19 protein-coding genes are annotated in these 20,132 nt (G+C 37.6%); 8 read left to right on the top strand and 11 right to left on the bottom strand.

Annotation, left to right across the window (positions count from 1 at the left end):
- Positions 1-321: 321 nt before the first annotated feature.
- The 4 genes from L0668_RS09930 to L0668_RS09915 all read right to left on the bottom strand — a co-directional run bounded on the left by L0668_RS09930 (position 322) and on the right by L0668_RS09915 (position 4,338).
- The gene (locus L0668_RS09930; RefSeq protein WP_235312203.1) at positions 322-2,418 is read right to left on the bottom strand and encodes a YjbH domain-containing protein; all 2,097 of its coding nucleotides are present in this window, start codon (positions 2,416-2,418) and stop codon (positions 322-324) included.
- A complete protein-coding gene (locus tag L0668_RS09925) occupies positions 2,418-3,167 on the bottom strand; it encodes a capsule biosynthesis GfcC family protein (protein ID WP_235312200.1) in 750 nt (249 codons plus the stop codon). Before L0668_RS09925 ends, L0668_RS09930 begins: the two co-directional genes overlap by 1 nt.
- Positions 3,164-3,856 (bottom strand): YjbF family lipoprotein, encoded by a 693-nt coding sequence (locus L0668_RS09920; RefSeq protein WP_235312198.1) that lies wholly within the window; start codon positions 3,854-3,856, stop codon positions 3,164-3,166. The genes L0668_RS09925 and L0668_RS09920 overlap by 4 nt, the downstream gene beginning before the upstream one ends.
- Positions 3,857-3,924: 68 nt before the next feature.
- On the bottom strand, positions 3,925-4,338 hold the full coding sequence (locus tag L0668_RS09915; RefSeq protein ID WP_235312196.1) for a hypothetical protein: 414 nt from the start codon (positions 4,336-4,338) through the stop codon (positions 3,925-3,927).
- A gap of 346 nt (positions 4,339-4,684) precedes the next feature.
- Between L0668_RS09915 and L0668_RS09910 the strand changes: the two genes are divergently transcribed.
- Both L0668_RS09910 and galU read left to right on the top strand, forming a co-directional pair.
- Complete coding sequence (locus L0668_RS09910) at positions 4,685-6,025, top strand: UDP-glucose dehydrogenase family protein (RefSeq protein WP_235312194.1); 1,341 nt, start codon at positions 4,685-4,687, stop codon at positions 6,023-6,025.
- A 1-nt stretch (position 6,026) separates the two neighbouring features.
- Positions 6,027-6,920 (top strand): UTP--glucose-1-phosphate uridylyltransferase GalU, encoded by an 894-nt coding sequence (galU, locus tag L0668_RS09905; protein WP_235312192.1) that lies wholly within the window; start codon positions 6,027-6,029, stop codon positions 6,918-6,920.
- Between the two features lie 56 nt (positions 6,921-6,976).
- Here the strand turns inward: galU and L0668_RS09900 are convergent, their stop codons facing one another.
- The 5 genes from L0668_RS09900 to queF form a co-directional block, all read right to left on the bottom strand.
- Entirely contained in the window at positions 6,977-7,282 is a 306-nt protein-coding gene (locus L0668_RS09900) for a ComEA family DNA-binding protein (protein WP_235312190.1), read from the bottom strand.
- Positions 7,283-7,428: 146 nt separating this feature from the next.
- The gene (locus L0668_RS09895) at positions 7,429-9,183 is read right to left on the bottom strand and encodes a hypothetical protein (RefSeq protein WP_235312188.1); all 1,755 of its coding nucleotides are present in this window, start codon (positions 9,181-9,183) and stop codon (positions 7,429-7,431) included.
- A 12-nt stretch (positions 9,184-9,195) separates the two neighbouring features.
- Positions 9,196-9,570, bottom strand: coding sequence for a DUF3192 domain-containing protein (locus L0668_RS09890; RefSeq protein WP_235312186.1), 375 nt, complete (start codon positions 9,568-9,570; stop codon positions 9,196-9,198).
- Between the two features lie 137 nt (positions 9,571-9,707).
- Entirely contained in the window at positions 9,708-11,066 is a 1,359-nt protein-coding gene (gene ppnN, locus L0668_RS09885) for a nucleotide 5'-monophosphate nucleosidase PpnN (protein ID WP_235312184.1), read from the bottom strand.
- Positions 11,067-11,139: 73 nt separating this feature from the next.
- The gene (gene queF, locus L0668_RS09880) at positions 11,140-11,979 is read right to left on the bottom strand and encodes an NADPH-dependent 7-cyano-7-deazaguanine reductase QueF (protein WP_235312182.1); all 840 of its coding nucleotides are present in this window, start codon (positions 11,977-11,979) and stop codon (positions 11,140-11,142) included.
- A 130-nt stretch (positions 11,980-12,109) separates the two neighbouring features.
- Between queF and syd the strand changes: the two genes are divergently transcribed.
- Complete coding sequence (syd, locus tag L0668_RS09875; RefSeq protein WP_235312181.1) at positions 12,110-12,688, top strand: SecY-interacting protein; 579 nt, start codon at positions 12,110-12,112, stop codon at positions 12,686-12,688.
- A 3-nt stretch (positions 12,689-12,691) separates the two neighbouring features.
- Here the strand turns inward: syd and L0668_RS09870 are convergent, their stop codons facing one another.
- Entirely contained in the window at positions 12,692-12,979 is a 288-nt protein-coding gene (locus L0668_RS09870; RefSeq protein WP_235312180.1) for a hypothetical protein, read from the bottom strand.
- Between the two features lie 162 nt (positions 12,980-13,141).
- On the opposite strand from L0668_RS09870, the gene L0668_RS09865 reads away from it, so the two are divergent.
- From L0668_RS09865 to L0668_RS09855, 3 genes are all read left to right on the top strand, one after another.
- A complete protein-coding gene (locus L0668_RS09865; protein ID WP_235312179.1) occupies positions 13,142-13,510 on the top strand; it encodes a DUF3192 domain-containing protein in 369 nt (122 codons plus the stop codon).
- 111 nt (positions 13,511-13,621) lie between these two features.
- The gene (locus L0668_RS09860; protein WP_235312178.1) at positions 13,622-14,272 is read left to right on the top strand and encodes a GNAT family N-acetyltransferase; all 651 of its coding nucleotides are present in this window, start codon (positions 13,622-13,624) and stop codon (positions 14,270-14,272) included.
- Positions 14,273-15,154: 882 nt separating this feature from the next.
- The gene (locus L0668_RS09855) at positions 15,155-15,511 is read left to right on the top strand and encodes a hypothetical protein (RefSeq protein ID WP_235312177.1); all 357 of its coding nucleotides are present in this window, start codon (positions 15,155-15,157) and stop codon (positions 15,509-15,511) included.
- A 77-nt stretch (positions 15,512-15,588) separates the two neighbouring features.
- Here L0668_RS09855 and L0668_RS09850 read toward each other — a convergent pair whose 3' ends face one another.
- Positions 15,589-17,676, bottom strand: a complete 2,088-nt coding sequence (locus L0668_RS09850) for a trypsin-like serine protease (protein ID WP_235312176.1) — start codon at positions 17,674-17,676, stop codon at positions 15,589-15,591.
- Between the two features lie 242 nt (positions 17,677-17,918).
- Between L0668_RS09850 and L0668_RS09845 the strand changes: the two genes are divergently transcribed.
- Positions 17,919-18,443, top strand: a complete 525-nt coding sequence (locus L0668_RS09845; protein ID WP_235312174.1) for a VC2046/SO_2500 family protein — start codon at positions 17,919-17,921, stop codon at positions 18,441-18,443.
- A 747-nt stretch (positions 18,444-19,190) separates the two neighbouring features.
- Positions 19,191-19,937 (top strand): hypothetical protein, encoded by a 747-nt coding sequence (locus L0668_RS09840; protein ID WP_235312172.1) that lies wholly within the window; start codon positions 19,191-19,193, stop codon positions 19,935-19,937.
- Positions 19,938-20,132 lie beyond the last annotated feature (195 nt).

Raw genomic sequence — 20,132 nt, 5'->3', positions numbered from 1 at the left:
ATTAAATAGCGTTAAAGCTAATTTATGAGTAGTTATTCGAGTAAATTTATGTCCTGTTTTTTATTTGAAATGTATCTTATCAATGCGCGATATTGTACTTTAGTGGTAAATTCATTTCAAACTGGAAATGACACTTAATTGAGGTATACAAAAGAAAAAATTTTAATTGTTCAATTGGCCTTCAATATCGTAGTCGGTTACGAAATTCAGAAGATGCTCTTTGTTATGCAAGATTGTTACAGATCTATAAGTGAATGAGCTCTTATTTAGAAGAGCATGATAAAAAGGTTTTGACTCAATAACTAATTGGCTTTTCTGTAGCTAGTAAAAAGATGACCTCTCACTAGTCAATCCCATTAATTTTATTGGACGATTTAATGCTTGGCCTCCATCTCGAGAAATAGGCACCCAAGGGAGCTTGGCTTGGCCTCTTGCTGGGGTTAATGAGAATAAGTCGAACGGAATAGATAAGTAGAATCCTTTAGTGAAACTACCTTCACCATAGTCTTCAGCGCTTGCGTTTGTAATCGCAGCATAAGCGCCAACAATAATTCCGCTATCAAAACGTTTAGCAAAGTCTATCGTTACGCCTTTATCTTTTGCTAAATATTGCCCGATGTTAAAGGTGAATAAGGTATCGTCTAAAAACTCAGGCTGCCAATAAATATTAGCGTGCCCGGTGAGTACTTTGTAATCAAAAAAATCAAAGTTATTTTCATAAGATCGTTGTTGTACGTAGTTAATATCAAAACCAAATGAAAGGTTGCTCTCTACCGGAATGTACAATAACTCTGTTCCAATACCGCCATACATACTTTCTAAGTATCCGCCGTAGGCCTGCGCATATAAATTAGGCGCAATTCTATCCTTCCAGTGTACAAATAAGTTCTCCATAGTGATGTCACGATTAGATACATATTCTCGTACATTTGTTCTGACTCTAGGTAAGGTGCTATGGCCACCATCTGTGGTGTAGTTAAATTTTTCGAAATTTTCTAATAAATTGACTTTTAGAGTGCCAGAAATACTAGTTTTACCTTTTACTGTATAGCCGCCATTTATTAATACCCCTGCTTGATATAAATAGAATGCTTCAGGGTTGCCAAAGGTTTGGATCCAAAAGGTTTCGATCCCAGTGAAAAATCCACTGTTGTTGGTTGGGTTATAATTTTCAATGCTCTCTAAGCTGATGTCTTGACGAACGTAGCTTGAGTTTAAGTCTGGCTCTACTATTTGGTATTTAGCATGTTTTTTAAATTGCTCTGCGTCAATCACAGTTTCTAACACAGGTACAGACGATGATGTGTTGACGATTTTATATATATTAATTGAATCGGGGACTTCATAAGCAATAATGCGGCCTATTCTTTCAACTGCTTCATCTTTATCTCTAAAGCTGGTTTGTTGCCCATACAGAGTTAAACTGTTTTTAGTGATGTGTGATGTACTTACCGCAAAACCTGCTTGGGATAGTAAACCTTGAGTTAACCTGTTACGGTCGACATCTTCCATTGTAAAGTCATTTTTTACATTGGTAATATCTCTTGGGGGTCTGTTATATTTAACTTGATTGATAGTATGGAAGTTGAAATTATAATTAACGCCAAATCCGATTGTGTTTCCTCTTTGATAATTAACGCTAAAATCGAAGCCATGCCAGCGATAAGCAGCCCCTAGATTCCATTTACTATCTTGCTGTAATACTCCTGCGCGATCGTTAATATAATTATTACCTTCATATTCGAGTTTAAGGCGCAACGGCTGCCAAGGTGTTTGGTACTCAACCCCTCCAAATATAGAGGCTTGGCCTTTAAAGAATCGTTGATAATCTATTTGCCCACCACGGCCTGTATATCCTTGAGGGCGCTGACAAAAACTGTCTTTTAGTTCACAAAATGGATTAGAAATGTTGTCGTCAGTACCTAGGTAACCCCATCCCATATTAATATGAAAATTTAGGTTGCCTACTTGTTTACTTAACCCCAAAAATTCACTTTCGAAAAATCCTGTCCCACCAAAGTCTCTAAAACCAACAGTGAATTCAGGCAAATACGATGATTCTTTTAGCAATCTAAATTTTACATCGATACCTTTATCTTTTAAGGTTTGGTCACCACTGAAACTTGCGACTGGACTATACAATTTAGTTCGCACATCTGAATAGCGAACAGTAGTTTGCATCCACGGAAATAGCTGCATAGTTGCTGACATAAAGCGGTATTGGTCATTGTCTGTGTAGCTAACAACTAAGTCTCCTTCATTTAGCATGCGAGATGTAGGTGTTTGTATGAGGCCTGTACCACCATGAACCATTAATGAACTACCTATTGGTGTCTCATTCCATTGGGTGTTCGCTTGACTAACATTACTTACACTAATGATAAGTAATGTAAGTAGGGGAAAGGTTTTAAAACGCATTATTGTATAACCCTATTAACTGCTAGAGCCACTAACTGCTGATTTAGCCATGCTATTTGCTTATTCCAGATTGACGTTTTAAAAGGAATGTAAATTTGACTTCCTGGCATAATTTCGATTCGAGCTTTATTCCAATCGACTGTGGAAACATGCATTACTCGGCCGTCAGCTTGAATCAGTACTAAATTATCCATATCAGCTTCAGTGGACAACATACCTTTAGTTATATAGTCGCTAACAGGGGTGTGGCTTTTATGTGGGACCATTTGTTTAATATCATTGTTAATTGCACCAAATATATATACAAAATGGCTACGTTGTGATGCTTGTAGAATATAATCGCCTTTATTTACCAATGGATTATGTTTATTAACCGTTCTTGCTAAATCGTAATCAACTGCAATTGGCAGCCTTTTAGCTAGTTGCCAATCATTTACATTTTGTTCTAGTCTGAGAATGGTGTCGGCTATTTTTTTGTTTCTAGCTAGTTGAGTTAATTTAGTTAGCACTTTTGCTTTTGATGTTTCAAGTTTTAGATCTGACTTTAAAAACATGGCTGCTGCAGGCCAATATACGTTAGATTTGTTAGGCACTTTAGCCAGTACTTCTGACAACAGAGGGGGGCTTTCAAATAAAAAATGCTGCTGATTAAATTGTACTTGGGTTTTGGCTGCACTTTCACTAGTACAAACAACGAGAAATAGATATATAGTGATAACGGCAATATATTTCATTTTTATTAAGTTCATTTGGCGTTTTTTGTTTGAAGACGAGCGATGCGGCTTAAATAAACTAATTCAATTGGCTCAGTAGATGGTGCCAATGTTTGAATACTTTTAATTAAAGTACCAGTGTTTTTTTCAAACCAAAAAGTATTCTGCCAAGTGTTATTTATCTGAATAAATCTCGACGGAGCAGTGAATTTTGCGTCTTCTACATATTTGATAGTATCAATTTTAAGTGATAACTCTTCTAATCTTTCTTCAGTTTTAAAGGAAAACTTTGATTCAATGACGTAACCGTATTCATCACCGGACCAATCTGAAATTCTTGACCATATAGATAACTCAGTCATAGACAGAGGAGTATTTTTTAACGGATCTTGTGCTGTATTGGATAAAAAAAGTAAGTTTTCATCTAATCCTAATGTGCGAACTATTCGACCTTTTTCCATAATTAACATGACATTATCTGCTGAAACCCATTTATGTTGCCTATCTTCTAAGTAGGCTAGGGCTAATGTACTAGTAGGGCGAGAGCCTCTTTTTATTAACGCTAAATCAACCTTTGATTGTTTAATTTCGTCTATTGAAAGAACTACATTTGGAGTGTCTTTAAAAGCGAGTTTTAAAGTTTGCTGGTATGCCCGATAAGTGCCACTGCAACTTGTTAAAGACAATAACGCCAATATTAAAAGTATAGAAATTTGGTGATTCATTAAGAACGTGTCGTCCGATGCATAAAATAAAAAGCCGCCTTTAGGCGGCTTTAAAAAAACTAGCTAAATTAGGCAGTAGGTATTGTAGGTAAGTAAGTGAAGGTTGTATTTACTTCAATAGTTCGAGTGTTAGTTCCCGTACCTGTGACAGTAGTAGTTGTATCTGTTCCAATACATACTCCATCAACTAAAGGATCACTGCCGTTACATTCAGGATCTACTGGTGGCTCAACACAAACTCCATCGACAATTATTTCCCCTACCTTACATCCATCAGGCGGAACAATTACTGTTGTACTACCGCGGTTATTAGCTATCATAGCTGCTAACAAAGTAATGCCCACTGCACCTGCAACAATTTTAGGTTCGTCAACATTACCAGATGCTGAGTTAGATGCACCAGCTCCGCCAGCGTTTTCTTGAGAAAACGAATTGCTTGCGAAACATAGAGCTGCAACTGCTGCTATTAGAATTTTTTTCATAACACTTCCCTTGAGCATAAATTTTAAGATGTTTTCGCAAGTTTAATTCAATACTAGGTCAAGCTCAATGATTATTCTTGTTTCAAAATTATAATTAATTTGGATTAATGTCCGCTAATTATATATGTTGACTTTAACCAGCCTTCAATAATTAATGTCTTTATTCTCTACGTTTTTTACTGCTGATTTCTTTAAGGGCTCCAATACGCATAGAGAGCGCCAATACACATAGAAATATATAACATATGTGATTGAACGCTTGTGTTTTTGCATGGTTTTTGCTCTCATAATTCTTTTACAATGTTAGTAGTGATAAACCAAAAATTTATTAAGGAATCTTGGTTATATGAAAATAACAGTTTTTGGAATTGGCTATGTTGGCTTAGTGCAAGCCGCGGTTATGGCTGAAGTGGGTCATGATGTGGTTTGTGTTGATGTTGATCAAGGAAAAGTGGACCGCTTAAAAGAAGGGCATATTCCAATTTATGAACCGGGCCTGACACCTTTGGTTAAGTCAAACTATGAGGCTGGCCGAGTAGATTTTACCACAGATGCGGCAAGTGGTATTGAGCACGGAGAGGTCATTTTTATTGCCGTGGGTACGCCCCCAGATGAAGATGGTTCGGCGGATTTAAAATATGTGTTGGCTGTGGCTGAAACTATTGCTACTCACATGCAGTCTCATAAAATTATTATTAATAAATCTACTGTACCGGTAGGAACTGCGGATAAGGTCAGTGCAAAAGTAGCGGATACTTTAACAAAAAGTGGTAAATCACTGACTTATGATGTGGTATCTAATCCTGAATTTCTAAAAGAAGGTGCGGCGGTTAACGATTGTATGCGTCCTGATCGTATTATCTTAGGCACAGATAGTGAAAGTGCTGAGAAAAAATTAAGAGAGTTATATTCCCCCTTTAATCGTAATCACGACAAAATTATTGTGATGGATATTCGTAGTGCTGAACTAACTAAATACGCAGCAAACTGCATGTTAGCTACCAAAATTAGTTTCATGAATGAAATGTCTAATTTGGCGGAAGTTTTTGGTGCAGACATTGAAAACGTAAGGCGCGGTATTGGTTCAGACCCGCGAATTGGCTACCAATTTATATACCCAGGTTGTGGTTATGGTGGTTCGTGTTTCCCCAAAGATGTGCAAGCGCTCGCTCGTAGTGCAAGTCAGGCTGGTTATACTGCTCAAATTCTTGAATCAGTAGAAGAAGTCAATTACAAACAAAAGGAAAAATTGTTTTCGTATATTTCAAGGCACTTCTCTGGTGACCTAAAAGGCAAAACTGTTGCTTTGTGGGGCTTATCATTTAAACCCAATACTGATGACATGCGCGAGTCTTCAAGCAGAGTATTAATGGAAGCTTTGTGGGAAGCGGGCGCATCAGTTAAGGCCTATGATCCTGAGGCCATGGAAGAAACCCAACGCATTTATGGCAGTCGTGATGACTTATCTTTGATGGGCACTAAAGAGGCTGCTTTAGAAGGTGCTGACTTCTTAGTTATTTGCACAGAGTGGCAAGCCTTTAGAGCGCCAGATTTTGATTTGATTAAACAGAAATTAAACTACCCATTATTATTTGATGGGCGTAATTTATTTGAACCTAAGTTAATGATGGAATACGGATTGCACTACTATGCCATTGGTAGGGGTTTATCGGTTAAGGAGCAGTAAAATGGGACAAGTTAAAAAAGCAGTAATACCAGTAGCAGGGTTAGGCACCAGAATGTTGCCTGCCACTAAAGCAATTCCAAAAGAAATGTTACCCGTGGTAGACAAGCCACTGATTCAATACGTTGTGAGTGAGTGTGTAAAAGCGGGTATCAAAGAGATTATTTTGGTCACACATGCTAGTAAAAATAGTATTGAAAACCACTTTGATACCAGTTTTGAGTTAGAAGCGACCCTAGAAAAAAGGGTTAAACGTCAGTTGTTGGAAGCTGTTCAAGCTATTATTCCAAAAGACGTGACGATTATGCATGTTCGCCAAGGGGTGGCAAAAGGCTTAGGTCACGCAGTATTGTGTGCTCGCCCCATGGTGGGCGATGAACCATTTGCGGTGGTATTACCTGACGTTATAGTGGATGAATATACTAGTAATTTGAAGAAAGATAACCTAGCAGACATGGTATCTAAATATAATACCAGTCGCGTAAGTCAGATCATGGTGGAAAGTGTTCCCCATGAAGATGTCAGTAAATATGGGGTGGTTGATCTAGAAGGATTAGATATTCAACCAGGCGAATCTGGCAAGATCCACGGCATGGTTGAAAAACCAGCATTAGAAGATGCCCCTTCTGATTTAGCCGTTGTAGGTCGATATGTCTTATCTGAGAAAATTTGGGATTTATTAGAATTTACTCCCCCTGGTGCAGGTGACGAAGTTCAACTGACAGATGCCATAGCTTCTTTGATGAGTATGGAACAAGTTGATGCTTATTACATGAAAGGCAGTAGCCATGATTGTGGTAGTAAATTGGGTTACATGACGGCTAATGTTGAATACGCATTGCGTCATCCTGAATTGGGAGAAGACTTTAAAACATTCCTAAAAGAATTAGAGCTGTAGTTGCTTTAAACTTATAAAAAATAAAGGCAGTACATTGGTCATGCACTGCCTTTTTATTAAATGCTAATTTGAGATTTTAGTTTCGAGAGCATCTTTTTACCCACACCCTTGACCTTCATCAAATCATCAACCGACTGATATTTACCATTTTTTGTACGGTATTCGATGATGGCCTCAGCTTTCTTCTTGCCAACACCGGGCAGACTGACAAGTTGCTCCAAAGAGGTGGTATTTAAATTAACCTTAGTCATTTGCTTTTGGCTTTGAGTTAATTTGTTTTTTGCTGGGTCAGCAAATACTGGATATGAAAAAGAGCTACAAACCATTGCTGATAGTAAACATACACCTATGATATTTTGCATAATTAATTCCTTCTAGTTGAATGCATTGTGAAGTTATACCAACTTGACTAAGACGATTGGTATAAACATCCAAATAAATGTAGTCGATAGCCTGAAATTGGTAAAGAAAGTTTGCATAGACGGATTTGTATATTGTTGGGTTGTACTTAATTAATTGGTGAATAAATTACTGATTTATCTATCGCGGTTTGAGTAATTTGTGTCATTTCTAGCTCTGTAATATTCAATGCATTAACAGCTGAATCAAGGTATTTCTGAGTGTCCTGACAGTTTATTTGTATATCAAAATACACCTCTTGGGCTTTTATTAAACTTAGGCCCAACATAAAGCCAAGTTGATTGTTTTTAGTTTGATTATTTAATACTTCCACCGAATCATAGGATTTCAGTGCCCGCATAATTGCATTGTTCTGTTGCCAAGCTTGAGCTAATACAATCGCGCCATTTTTCAGAGTATCGTTAGCTTTAACATTGATTAAATTAGCTAACTCAAAATATCTCTTAGGGCTTATCTGCCAATTAATTTGAGTTTTTAACTGCGGTAATGTGAATAAACGAGATAAAACAAAGTAACTGGTCGAACTGACAAGCTCAATCGTCATTAACTTGCAATGAGAGGCTAATTCACTGGCAATGGCTGCATAAAAGCTACTAAAAACAATCAGTTGTTTTTGTAGGGGAAAATATTCTTGATTTAAACGAGACAAAAGAGAATGTTCTAATAATAAACAACTAGTGCGTTCATACCCAAGCATAGCAAGCCCATGTTGAATGGACTCAACTGGCTGTTGTTGCCTGTTGCCAATCGTGGCCGATTGTTTTAACTGTTGAACATAACTGGGTTCTTTTTCTATGGCTTTAGTGATAACAGATATATCTGTATTAATATTAGTTAATTGATCTTGGATCACTAAAAGTGAAGCAGGAGGCGATTGCAAGGCCAGCTTTTTGGTAAACGGTTGAATGTGGTTAGCCGTTGAGTTTTCCGTAGTATAGGAATCAAAACCACTATCCCACCAATATTTAAGTTTACTTATATTATTAATACTTTGCGCAGCATAACATTGAGATATTTTATCACGTGATATTACCTCTATATCACTAGCAGAACCCTTAGCTTCTTTTGTAACTGCTTTAGGTTTGACCTGCATAGGTTTTACCACCAGTCCTCGCTCATCTATCGCAACGACTATACGTAATGAGTTATCCTTATGTTTAATAAATGAGCCAGGTGGAGTTAAGGATGGGTATTCTAAAAGTGGCGTTAAATATTGATACCAATGAGCTGGAACAAGCAAACTTATTTGTTTAAACGCGTGATGGAATGTGACCGTTTTGCTTTCTTTGCCTGCTTTGTTAGGCGTGCATAAAAGTGAAAATTTATACCCTATTACTAATAAGCTTTGTAATTTAGTTAACTGTTTGAGGGATTCATTATCTTGATGGTTTAAAAAAGTAATTGATGGATAGGTAGCTTGCCAAATATGTTGATTATGTTTTTTTAATAAGTTGGCAAATAATGAATTTTTTTTCAGTTGTGGTTTATCTTTTGGATTATTTTGTGAGTTATTCGCACTAAAAGCTGATTGATTCGAACCTAAGATACTTAATGCAGTACACATCAGTTGCACACAAACAGACTCATCTACTTTATTCCTAACGCCCAATAAACAAACATGAAGGCAAGCGTTAAACGCTAGGTTGGTAGTGTAAGGTAATTGTGCTTTGTAGAGCTGTGCTTGGGCGAAAACGAGGTCCGGATGGACTTTTATATCGGTTAATAATGTTTGGCAAAATCGATGTGTATCGTGTAAGTGAAGTTTACTTATATTTTTCGTACGATAAATATTGAGTAATTTGACTAGAGAAATATAGTGTTGTTTGATTATTTCGCTAGACATATCGGCTAAGTGTTATCCATCTATATAAGCTTGATAAGCATGTTTGCCTAAAGCGATAAGGGTGTTGTTTTCAAATAATAACGCAGTGCATTCGTCTTGGGTGGTGATCCCATCAGCTTGTTTGTGTTGTGTTCGATAAAACATAACCTGTAATTCTTTATTGGCACTTTTTTTAGCCTCAGTGATATCGGGGCTACCTAATAACTTTAAGATATCTTTTTTGCTTAAGCCTAATTCAAGTTTAGATATTTGAATTTGATTATATTCTTGACGATCCTCCCAATCCATACTCTGAGGGGTATCAGGATATAGTTTGACAACCGCTATGGCAAAAACAGCGTATAAAAACACACCGACACCAATTCTTTTTATAACTTTTTTGTTCATACTTTTTGTCTATTAACAAACCATAATTATCATATAAAATTTAACCTTTTATTACAGTTAACTGGCCGCAAAATATAGGTATCTTAGCCTAGATGCGGGTGCACGCTAACAAGACACGGCAAAAGTTAAAGATAAAACTATTTAGTGAGTTGATAACAGGGGACGTAATTACTTCCAGGTAATTTCATTCTTTGTTGGGTAACAAATGACTCTAGTAACTCATCCATCATTTCCATTAATAGAGGTTCACCACTAAGTTGATATGGCCCCTGCTGTTCGATTAGTTTGACATATTCTGCTTTAACATTCCCCGCTACTATTCCAGAAAAGGCTTTACGTAGAGCTGCAGCTAATTCTGTTTTAGGTTGCTCGAAGTGTAAATTGAGAGCGGCCATATTTTCATGGCTAGGTTCGAATGGGGATTGAAATTCAGTCGCTATTTTTAAAGACCAATTGAAGTCATATGAATCACCAATATCTTTACGGTAGTCTCTCATCGCTTGCTGTTTTTGTTTAATCACTCTCGCTACTTCGCTAGCGTCGCCGACGACAATTTCATACAAATTTTGTGCGACTTGACCTAAAGTTGCCCCAATGAATTTATCCAGTGACTCAAAGTAACCGCGACTTTGTTCTGGGCCCGTTAAGATGATAGGTAATACTTGTTGGGTATTATGTTCGTCTAACATGATGCCAATTAAATACAATAACTCTTCCGCTGTACCCGCGCCTCCTGGAAAGATTACAATAGCGTGAGATAGGCGAATAAATGCTTCTAAACGTTTTTCAATATCCGGCATTATCACTAACTCATTCACAATTGCGTTAGGTGGTTCAGCTGCAATAATACCAGGTTCAGTTAAGCCTAAGTAACGTCCAGTTTTATACCGTTGTTTAGCATGGCCAATGGTTGCACCTTTCATGGGGCCTTTCATTGCACCGGGCCCACAACCTGTACAAATGTTAAGTTCTCGTAAGCCTAATTGATACCCCACTTCTTTAGTATATTGGTATTCAACGGTTCCAATTGAATGCCCACCCCAACACACCACCATGTTTAATTCAGCGGTATTTCTGATTGCATTTGCGTGACGTAACATGTCAAACACACTGTGGGTAATATAATTGGAATCAGAATTAAAGGTTAAAGACTGGGCTGAATATTTTGCTCCAGTGTGGAGTAAATCCCGCAATACAGAAAATAAGTGCTCGTGAACACCTTTTATCAATACACCGTCTACAAAAGCTAATTCAGGCGGATTAAGTAATTCTATTTTTACCCCACGCTCTCTAATGATGAGATTAATATTGAAATCTTTATGAGGCGCAAAAATACTTTCACTATTATCAATTTCTGCCCCGCTATACAAAACGGCTAAACAACAATTACGAAATACCTTGTATAACTCGCCATTAGCGGATTGATTCAATAAATCAACTTCCAGTTGAGAGAGTTGGTTCATAGTGCCTAACGGATTGAGCTGAATACTTTGCATATTGATTTTAGCCTTGTGGGGTAATGTCACTCTGAGTGAAAAAAGAGGTTAACACTTAATGTATAGGTAATTATTATTGCCTTGCAAGTCTTGTCTCTGGATATATATCTTCAAAATTGCTTCTAAATGGGTTGATGTCTAGTCCTCCTCGACGGGTATATCGTGCATAAACCGTTAATTTACTCGGTTTGCAATGCTGCATAATGTCACAAAATATACGTTCTACACATTGTTCATGAAATTCGTTGTGTTGCCTAAATGAAATTAGATATCGCAGTAAACTTTCGTGATTGATTTGTTTACCTTGATATCTAATTAAAACACTTCCCCAGTCAGGTTGATTGGTAATGAGACAATTTGATTTGAGTAAGTCACTCGCCAAGGTTTCTTCCACATAATTATCATCAGTCGAAAGTAAACTCGGGGTAAGTTGATACTGATTGACTTCAATGTCTAAATCATCGATTGAAATGGCATCAAAAGTATTTATGTCTAATTGCGAAAATTGAGATGGCGCAATTAATTTCACATTGACAGTTTCAGCAGCACATTGAGATAAATCTTTGCTGATGATTTGTTCTACCTCTGAAAAACCAGTAAACACACTTTGATTAAAACTGTTTAAGTATAATTTGAAGGATTTTGATTCAATCAGGTTTTCAGATGAGGCTGGTACTTCACAGCGTAAAATAGCTACCTGAGGTTTACCTTTTGGGTTTAACCAGGACAATTCGTAACCATTCCATCTGTCACTACCTGTGAATGGTAAAACGTTATCTAGGTTTAACTCCTGCCGATTCATGCTACGAGGCACGGCTTGGAGTAACTCAGGCGAGTAGGTCTCTTTGTAATCTGTGACCTTTCCTAAACTTAAACCGTCTAGTATGGCTGATTTATCAGTTGAATTATTCACTATATCTCTATTTGTTTTTAACTGTATATAGTAAGTCTACCTTATGAATTATTGGGCAAACACTCTTGATATCAATTTTTTCTAATAATGGTACATTAGCTCTTTGTGAGAAAGTGAAAAGAGTAGTGAAGTGAGTGCAGAAGTAATAACCGCCTTAGATGACTTTGTACAAAAGTATGTATCACAAGTCGCTTTAAGTCCTAATAAAATGTTAGTTGAGTATGATCCTGATTGGCTTTCTGAATGTTATGCGCACAATGTTGGCCCTGCAGAGGAAGTAGCCCCTGGCGAGAAAGTCGAGTGGCAGCCGGTGATCCGAAAAGACACTGCAGACTTTAGCGGAATGGAAACTGCGTTAGATTTTACTATTCATGCAGATATCAAAGCCTTTTATTCTCGGTACTGGAGTGACAATTTAATCGCTAAAACCGAGAAGGGCCGCCTGCAGCTATTACAAGCATGGAATCTAGATGATTTTGAACGTCTTCAACAAAACCTAATAGGGCACATATTAATGAAAAGAAGGTTAAATCAACCTGAAACTTTGTTTTTTGGCCTGACCGATGAAGAGGATTTTATTCTGACTTTAGATAACACCTCTGGAAGAGTCATGTTAGAGCAAGTGGGCGTTCAGCCTACAGAAGTCCTTGCACCTAGTTTGGCTGAATTCATTAAAACCTTAGAGCCTAATGTAGTTATTAATAATTAAGATTTAGTTACTATTTTTGAGTCGTTCCAGTTCTTGTATTACTTTTTGTAATGCTTGTTCTAAATATTCTACCCTTTCTTCTAATGTGTTGGCTGAAGTAGCCGGCGTGTCGGGCTCGCTAATTACCTTTTTTGTTTGGCTAGGGTTTGCCTTCCAATTTTGTAGTGCTTTTATGACTTCTGGAATGGGCAGTGATTTGCTTGCTTGATTTCTAATAAGCGCAACCGAAGGTTTTTTCCCTTGTGCGTGTATGTCGTGGCACAGGTTAATAATGTAATCAATATTGCTCATGTGTATGGTCAAAATCCCTACTTTTTTGTTTTTATCACTAAATCCATAATAACAAAGTACTCCTGTAAGAGTACATTTTTATATAAAACAATTAGTTAGAACTTTGGTCTCATTATTGAATAGATAGTGACAAATTTACTCAATATTTAAAAAAGGAACATAATGCGTAAAATTATCATAGCTACATTAATTAGCGTCTCTTTAGGATTATCTGGTTGTGTTATTTCGGTAGGCGGAGATTCAGAGCATGGTTACAAATCGGGTTGGAAAGATAAAGAAAATCATAATAGAAAGTTGATCGCCAAATTGACGCCTGAATTAAGTTACGATGAGGTTATGGGGCGATTTGGACTGGCTGATTTTAATGAGTTTTATAAAATCGACACTGATACCTATCAAGTACTTTATTATCGAACACAAAGAATTGAAGGTGATGGCCTAACAACTAAAGATGAATGCACACCTTTGGTCTTTAAAAATGGCATTTTACATGGCTGGGGAGATAAAGCCTTTCGATTGATAAATCACTAATGCGTGCTTTTAACAATTTTATTACATTTATTCTTGTTCAACTCAGTTTTAGTATTAACAACTGATAATGCATGGGGTAGAGTAATAGAAAAGTTATTCAAGGTACGATTGATGAGCGAGTTGCAAGAAGAGTTATTAGCGGATGTGAGTAAGGTAAAAGCAGTGTATTTAGCTGCTGAAGATTTGAAAATTGCTGCGTCTATTTTGTACCTTGCTTATCATGATGATCCCTTATTTGTGGATATATTCCAATTCGACAAAGAAGGATATGAGTCCCGTCTAAGATCTGCAATTCGTGAAGAACTAAACGCTTTTTGGTTATCAAAACAACCTATGGTGGGGTTGTTTGATGAAGATCGTTTACTAGCGGTTGCTTGCGTAATGAGCCCCGATGCATCATTAGGCCCGAATAGGTTTTGGCATTGGCGTCTCAAAATGTTGCTCACAGCCGGTTATTTTGGTACTAAACAAATGGTCGAAAAAGAAACCAAGGTAAGAGAGCATATTCCTGCGCAACGTTTTCATATGTTATCTTTAATTGGTGTACATCCAGATCAACAAGATCATGGTTTAGGTCATGTTTTGATGAGTGCGATTGACAGTATTGTGCTTGAAGACCCTGAAAGTGAAGGCATTGGTATGTACGTTACACTACCTAAATGTCTATCTTTTTTTAGAGATGGAAAATATTCATTGATCAAAGAATTAGAAGTGGGACACATTAAAGGTCATTTAATGTTTAAACATCGAGAACCAGCTTAAATTACTGCGTAAGCATAGCTTACATTTAATGTAAGAGATTTCGTACAAACTTGTAGGTTATCGCTTCAATTACCTCACCCTAAAACCTACGTTGTTTTTAACCTATTGTTTTTACACTAAATTAATTTTCAAACCTAAAGTCAGTGCTAATTTTTTTAAGTTTTTAAATTTTTCCTCATCGCACAATCTCATAATTCATCTATCTTTATACCCGTCACAAGGAAACACGACGAGTCAGGATGACTTAGGGAAAGAACAGGAACGCTTCAGGATTGAAGTCTAGTTTGCAAGGTAGCAAGCTTACATGGACTGGAATTTAAGGAAAATCACTTGTTAGGAAAACGAGTGAACATGGAGAAATAGGAGCTAAGGATTAGCCTTTGTTAGTTTACAAAGAAAGGATAAGGAAACACATAGATGTGTGGCTTATTAGGGATTAATAAGTGTAAAGGATTAAGGACACGTCAGTATGGCGCCTCGTTTGGAAGCGAGATTAAAGGATTAGGGACACACTCAGGAAGGGTGACTTGTATAGGATAAACAAGTATTAAGGATTTAGGATACGCTGGATGGCGCCTCATTTGGAAATGAGATAAAAGGATTAAGGACACACTCGGGACGGGTGGCTCATCGGGATGAATGAGACGGGAGGGAGGAGTACAGGATATACTCAAGATGGACTTGCAATGGATAGCAGAGATGGACCCTCAAAATTCTACGAAAAGCGTGCTCTGATTGATTCAGAACACGCTTTTTTTTGTTTCAAAAATGGATGGTAATTACAGAGCTATTCCCGCTATCAAATTTATTTTCAGTTGAACTAAACTTTTTTCGAAACAGCGTCGACTTATTAATTATCCAATCAATTTGACGAACTTCAGAATGAAAAAAATAATCCCCTTATTAGGATTTTTATTAATCTCACTTACTGTTACAGGTATGGCAAGTCAAATGCAAAGTGTTGCCAACGGTTATCAGTTTAAGTTGATTAAAAATGGCAAGGTACTAGGTTCGATGCCTATGAGTACAGAACAAAGAGACTTATTTATTGTATGGCAACGCCAACAAAGAGCTGGTGAAGAGCTGGTTTCACGTAAACTAAAACGTAATTTTATCTCGATCATAGCCGATAATTTTAATGATCTAGATTTTGACCAAGTGAAAATTATTACGCCTTGTACGGTGGTTAAAACTATACAAGCTTCTAATATTTTTGCTAGACAGTTTCCTGTTTATTAGTGCAATTTTATTAGCCTTTCAAACTCTTAAATAAATAACGCCAGTATAATTTCTGGCGTTATTTATTGTAACTTTAGTTAGTAACTCCTTCGGTATATATACAAGCTACCTAATACAAACAATAACCAAAATAGATTGCCGCCACTAGATGAGTTGTTCACTGGAGTCGTGGGTGTCGGTTCAGGTGTCGTGGGCGGAGTTGTCACAGGTGCTGGAACAAAGGTTACATTTTGTACAAAACCTTTATCTTGACCATCTACCGTTGCCGGATCTTTGGAGTATCGCCAACTAATAGTGTGGAAACCTTCGCCAAATACTAAAATATTTGAATCATCTGAGTAGGGGCCAACTGCTACTTCGCCACTGATAAACTCGATTAATTCACCATCTACGTATAATTCTAATACATCATAAGGCTCTTCTGGGTCGTCTAGATTTTCTTCAGAAGACACCCCCCAATCAAACGAAAGTGTGCCTGCACCATCGATCAAGGCTAATAAAATACTTTCTTGCCTATGAGCAATTACGCCGCTTTCTACACCATTAAGTGAGTTGCTTGTCCATGGCATGTCACCACCAGAAAACCAGGTTACTTTGTTATTCGCAGGACCAGCAACGCCAGCTAAGTTGTCTGCTGATGGCACTGCAAAACCTAATAATTGGCTGTAGCTAGTTTTTACATTGGTATTGTCTGAATGGATAATAACCTTGGCAGAATGTTCTCCGGCATATTGAGCTTCATAGTTGACGGTAATTTGGCACGTAGCATTTGCTGCTAAAGTAGAGCAGTTACTGGCATCTAGAGTGAACTGGTTGTCGCCTTCAATACTAAAAGTAAGGGTAGTGGATTCGGTTGAGTAATTAGCCACACGCAGTTCTGTCGTGTTAGTTATATTTGTAGGTACCGCTCCAAAATTTTGTAATTGGTCTATAGCCACGCCAGTAGAGATAGTGTCTATCCAGTCAGTAAATTCAGAGACCCGAGTGTAGACTCCGGGATAATTAGTATCGGCGCAACCAATGCCAAAGCTGACTATACCAACTTGTTGGATACCCGTATTCGTATCTACCACAAGTGGTCCCCCACTATCGCCTTGGCACGAACCTTTTTCTAGGGTGCTCGTTGCACACAACATGGCGTCTGTGATTGAATTTATGGATTCTCGACATTCATCATTACTGATTAAGGTTAGATCTACCTTGTGCAATATGTCTGGAAAGTTACTCGTTTCACCTTCACCTGCAATGTAGCCAGTGCGGCCACCCCAACCTGCAACAGTGGCGGTGCTATTTGCCAGAGCAAATTGTTCAGTGGTTTCTTTGGAAGCTAGTTTAATCGCAGGTGCATTAACAGATTCATTCAATTCAATAATGGCAATGTCATTATTAATGGCATCTACATCGTATTCTGGATGAATAAATATGTTGGCTATGCCTACCGCATTTTGTGCTCCATCTGATAAATCATATTCCCCAATATTCATTTTAAATAAAAAAGCATTAGGTGAATCAACGCAATGGGCTGCAGTCAACACCCATTTTCCTCCCAAGAATGAGGCACCACAACTGGCATCTTGTTGTAATCTACTGCTTGCTGAAACAGATAAATTAGCTGTTTGTCCTAGCAAGTTTAGTAAGGCCTGTCCATCTTGCTGAGTAATAGCAACGAGTGGAATAGTGCCTGTGAAATCGGTACCCATTGTGCCACTAATTGTACCCTCAACATTGTTATAGATGATCGCTGCAATACCACCGGCCGCTTCGCAGTTATTTGCTTTTTCCGCAAAAGTATTAGTGCCCCGCTCGATTAAACAGACTTTGTTCTGCACGTTTTCACAGGCTAGTTGCCCGTCTCCACAAGATACTAATTCGGCTGATACCTGACCGCTTTTTCCTTCAGTAAAATGCCTTGTTGAATAATTTGTACCATTGATTTCCAAGCTAGTTATAAAATCTTGAAAAGTGATAACGTAAGCCGTCATCCAAGGCCAATTTTGCTCAGTGGCCACTTCACCACCGACAATTTTTGTGTCAATTAAACTGGTATCTGACTGGACTGTAATAGATGGGCTGTTTTTGGTGGCAAGTACCTGTGGCGATAAAATACTAAAAGTGATAACGACGGCACTAGCAATTAGTGGCTTAATAAAAAATTGTTTGGTCATAAATTCCTCTTGCCGCAAATTGGAAATATTTATTCATAAATGTGCAGGCGCTGAATGAGTCAATCATACTAAGTAGAACATAGCAGACATTATATTCTTTCAATCGTTCATGATGTGGTATTAACTGTCAACTTAATATACGGATATATTAGTGCTAACGATCACAAGTTTTTAGTAAAGATAATTCAAGTCTGTGCTTTTAAAATCGATAACCTAGGTAATAGTATTTTTTGGATGTTGCTTTGCTCGAACCTAAAGTTGATTTTGATACATTAAATTTTGATACCTTAAATAAGGAGGGGCATGATCCCATACTTGTTAATGATCGTGAATTAAACGGTGCGATTAACCGTGCTACAACTCAAGGCGCTAAGTTTGGGCTCTTGTTGGCAATGCTGGAGCAAAATCACTTACACCGTCCAGTGTTGCAAGAAATCCCAGAGCCTGAACTAAATATAGCCGATGCAGCATTCTTACATCATTACCGGACCTCTGCGTTAAAGGCTGATGCAGAAAGCTGGTCAAACATAAATACTACAAGCCAAATGATAAAATCTGGCTATATTCAAACCGCACACTTATGGTTAGCTATGCACCCAGAACCCCTTTCACAACACAATAATTCCCTACATCTAAACGAAGAGGTCTTAGCAAACTGTAGTTACCCCACTCAAACACGTTTACAACAAGCTACAGATAATTTAGTGAAAGTTGATGAAACGGGCTTATTTGATATTTTGCAGGGAATGGAGTCAAGCACCGCTTGAGGTTTGTTATGTGTTTCGCACTCTAAACATACGCTTCGCGTACAGGGCATTCACTTCGTTCACCGTCATTCTGACGTATTTTCAAAGCGCATTCATGCGCTTCGTGCTTCGACAGACTTTTGCTATGAAATACGTCCCTATATTTCACCCTACGGGCCAGCTAAAGCTGTTTTATTTTTATCCATTATAAATTTGGTCAAACAGTCAAGAAAAGTAAGCAAAATAGGCCGCTCGACGTATATGTTCTTAATCCAGCTATCAACTCAATTAAGATTCAACGTATAGAGCGATTCTGATGTGATCACCTAAAAGTAGTCAAACACACGTCCATGATGATCGGCACCCAATCTCGACGTCCTTGTCGAGCTGTTCAACTGGGCGAAGCGGGGCTTCTAAATAATCCAGTTTCACCCTACAAAAGTAAGCTGATAATTGGCGAACATAGAGTAGGGGTAAATCAAAAGCATGGCGTTGCCATCAATCTAAAATTTTAATTTCAAAGAACCAGCCCTTTTCTCATGTAGAGTCAATTTAAGGCAAAAAACTAAAGTGGATTTATATTCATTTAACTGCAAATAAATTTTTTCGAAAGGTGAAACAACTCATATAAATGTCAGTTATTTTTACAGTTCTTATAGTTTAATTTCTTTTATTATTAATTATTCAATGACTTATAAAATGGCTTTATTTTTGCTTGGCAATCATTTGCAATGATTGCGGAAAATAAATAATAAATAAGGAACTAAAATGTATAAAAAGACTAAGAGTGTATTAATTGCTTTGGGGCTTATGATGGGTACTATGTCATCATCTAATGCTGCAATGATCGAACTTATTACTAATGGTGGATTTGAAACAGGTGATTTCACTGGCTGGACTACTACAGATTTAGCAACTAGTAGTGGGCAGTGGCATATTGACAATGGTTTAGTTACTCCTGAAAGTGGTTCTGCTACTGTTGGCCCTGCGTCTGGTAATTTTTATGCTGTGACTGACCAAAGCGGACCTGGAACACACGCGCTAACTCAAGCTTTTGTTGTGCCTGAATTTACAAATTCACTATTGATATCATTTGACATGTTTATGAACAATCAAGCGTCAAGTGTCATTGTTGACCCTATCGGTTTGGATCATACCGGTGTAGCGAATCAACATGCTCGTGTTGATATTCTTACTTCAACTGCCTCTTTGTTTTCAATTGATTTAGCTGATGTTGTGCAAAACTTGGTTGCACCTGGCGCTGATGCTGGAGCAAACCCTAACCGTTATACATCTTATAGTTTTGATATAGCAGGGGGCTTTTCTGCTGGAACTGAATATGTATTACGATTTGCTGAAACAGATAATCAACTCTTTTTTAATCAAGGTGTCGATAATGTGAGTGTGATTGCCAAAACTAATACTACTAGTGTGCCCGGACCTGCTTCGCTAGGTTTATTTTTCATGGCATTTGCTTGTATGTTCAGTTTGAAAAAAATTAAAGCAGCCCGTTAATTATTAGAAATAAAAACAAAAAGCAATACCTAAACTACTTATAAGAATTCAGGTATTGCTTTTTGTGTTAATGGCGATTAATAATTTTCGATTGTTGTAAACTACTCACTTCTCCTTTCTTTCTCAGTGAATGTTTCTATCTATAGGCTTCACCTCTTAAATAACCTTTAATAAAATAAGGTTATAGGCTGGCCT

It is taken from the genome of Paraglaciecola algarum, assembly GCF_021532655.1.
Taxonomy (GTDB): Bacteria; Pseudomonadota; Gammaproteobacteria; order Enterobacterales; family Alteromonadaceae; genus Paraglaciecola; species Paraglaciecola algarum.
The sequence above is the reverse complement of the archived record's forward strand: the minus strand, read 5'-3'. Positions and strand labels throughout refer to the sequence as shown.

Coding starts and splice junctions, on each gene's coding strand:
- L0668_RS09930 (WP_235312203.1), bottom strand. CDS start 2,418: ATGCGTTTTAAAACCTTTCCCCTACTTACATTACTTATCATTAGTGTA.
- L0668_RS09925 (WP_235312200.1), bottom strand. CDS start 3,167: ATGAACTTAATAAAAATGAAATATATTGCCGTTATCACTATATATCTA.
- L0668_RS09920 (WP_235312198.1), bottom strand. CDS start 3,856: ATGAATCACCAAATTTCTATACTTTTAATATTGGCGTTATTGTCTTTA.
- L0668_RS09915 (WP_235312196.1), bottom strand. CDS start 4,338: ATGAAAAAAATTCTAATAGCAGCAGTTGCAGCTCTATGTTTCGCAAGC.
- L0668_RS09910 (WP_235312194.1), top strand. CDS start 4,685: ATGAAAATAACAGTTTTTGGAATTGGCTATGTTGGCTTAGTGCAAGCC.
- galU (WP_235312192.1), top strand. CDS start 6,027: ATGGGACAAGTTAAAAAAGCAGTAATACCAGTAGCAGGGTTAGGCACC.
- L0668_RS09900 (WP_235312190.1), bottom strand. CDS start 7,282: ATGCAAAATATCATAGGTGTATGTTTACTATCAGCAATGGTTTGTAGC.
- L0668_RS09895 (WP_235312188.1), bottom strand. CDS start 9,183: ATGTCTAGCGAAATAATCAAACAACACTATATTTCTCTAGTCAAATTA.
- L0668_RS09890 (WP_235312186.1), bottom strand. CDS start 9,570: ATGAACAAAAAAGTTATAAAAAGAATTGGTGTCGGTGTGTTTTTATAC.
- ppnN (WP_235312184.1), bottom strand. CDS start 11,066: ATGCAAAGTATTCAGCTCAATCCGTTAGGCACTATGAACCAACTCTCT.
- L0668_RS09870 (WP_235312180.1), bottom strand. CDS start 12,979: ATGAGCAATATTGATTACATTATTAACCTGTGCCACGACATACACGCA.
- L0668_RS09865 (WP_235312179.1), top strand. CDS start 13,142: ATGCGTAAAATTATCATAGCTACATTAATTAGCGTCTCTTTAGGATTA.
- L0668_RS09860 (WP_235312178.1), top strand. CDS start 13,622: ATGAGCGAGTTGCAAGAAGAGTTATTAGCGGATGTGAGTAAGGTAAAA.
- L0668_RS09855 (WP_235312177.1), top strand. CDS start 15,155: ATGAAAAAAATAATCCCCTTATTAGGATTTTTATTAATCTCACTTACT.
- L0668_RS09850 (WP_235312176.1), bottom strand. CDS start 17,676: ATGACCAAACAATTTTTTATTAAGCCACTAATTGCTAGTGCCGTCGTT.
- L0668_RS09840 (WP_235312172.1), top strand. CDS start 19,191: ATGTATAAAAAGACTAAGAGTGTATTAATTGCTTTGGGGCTTATGATG.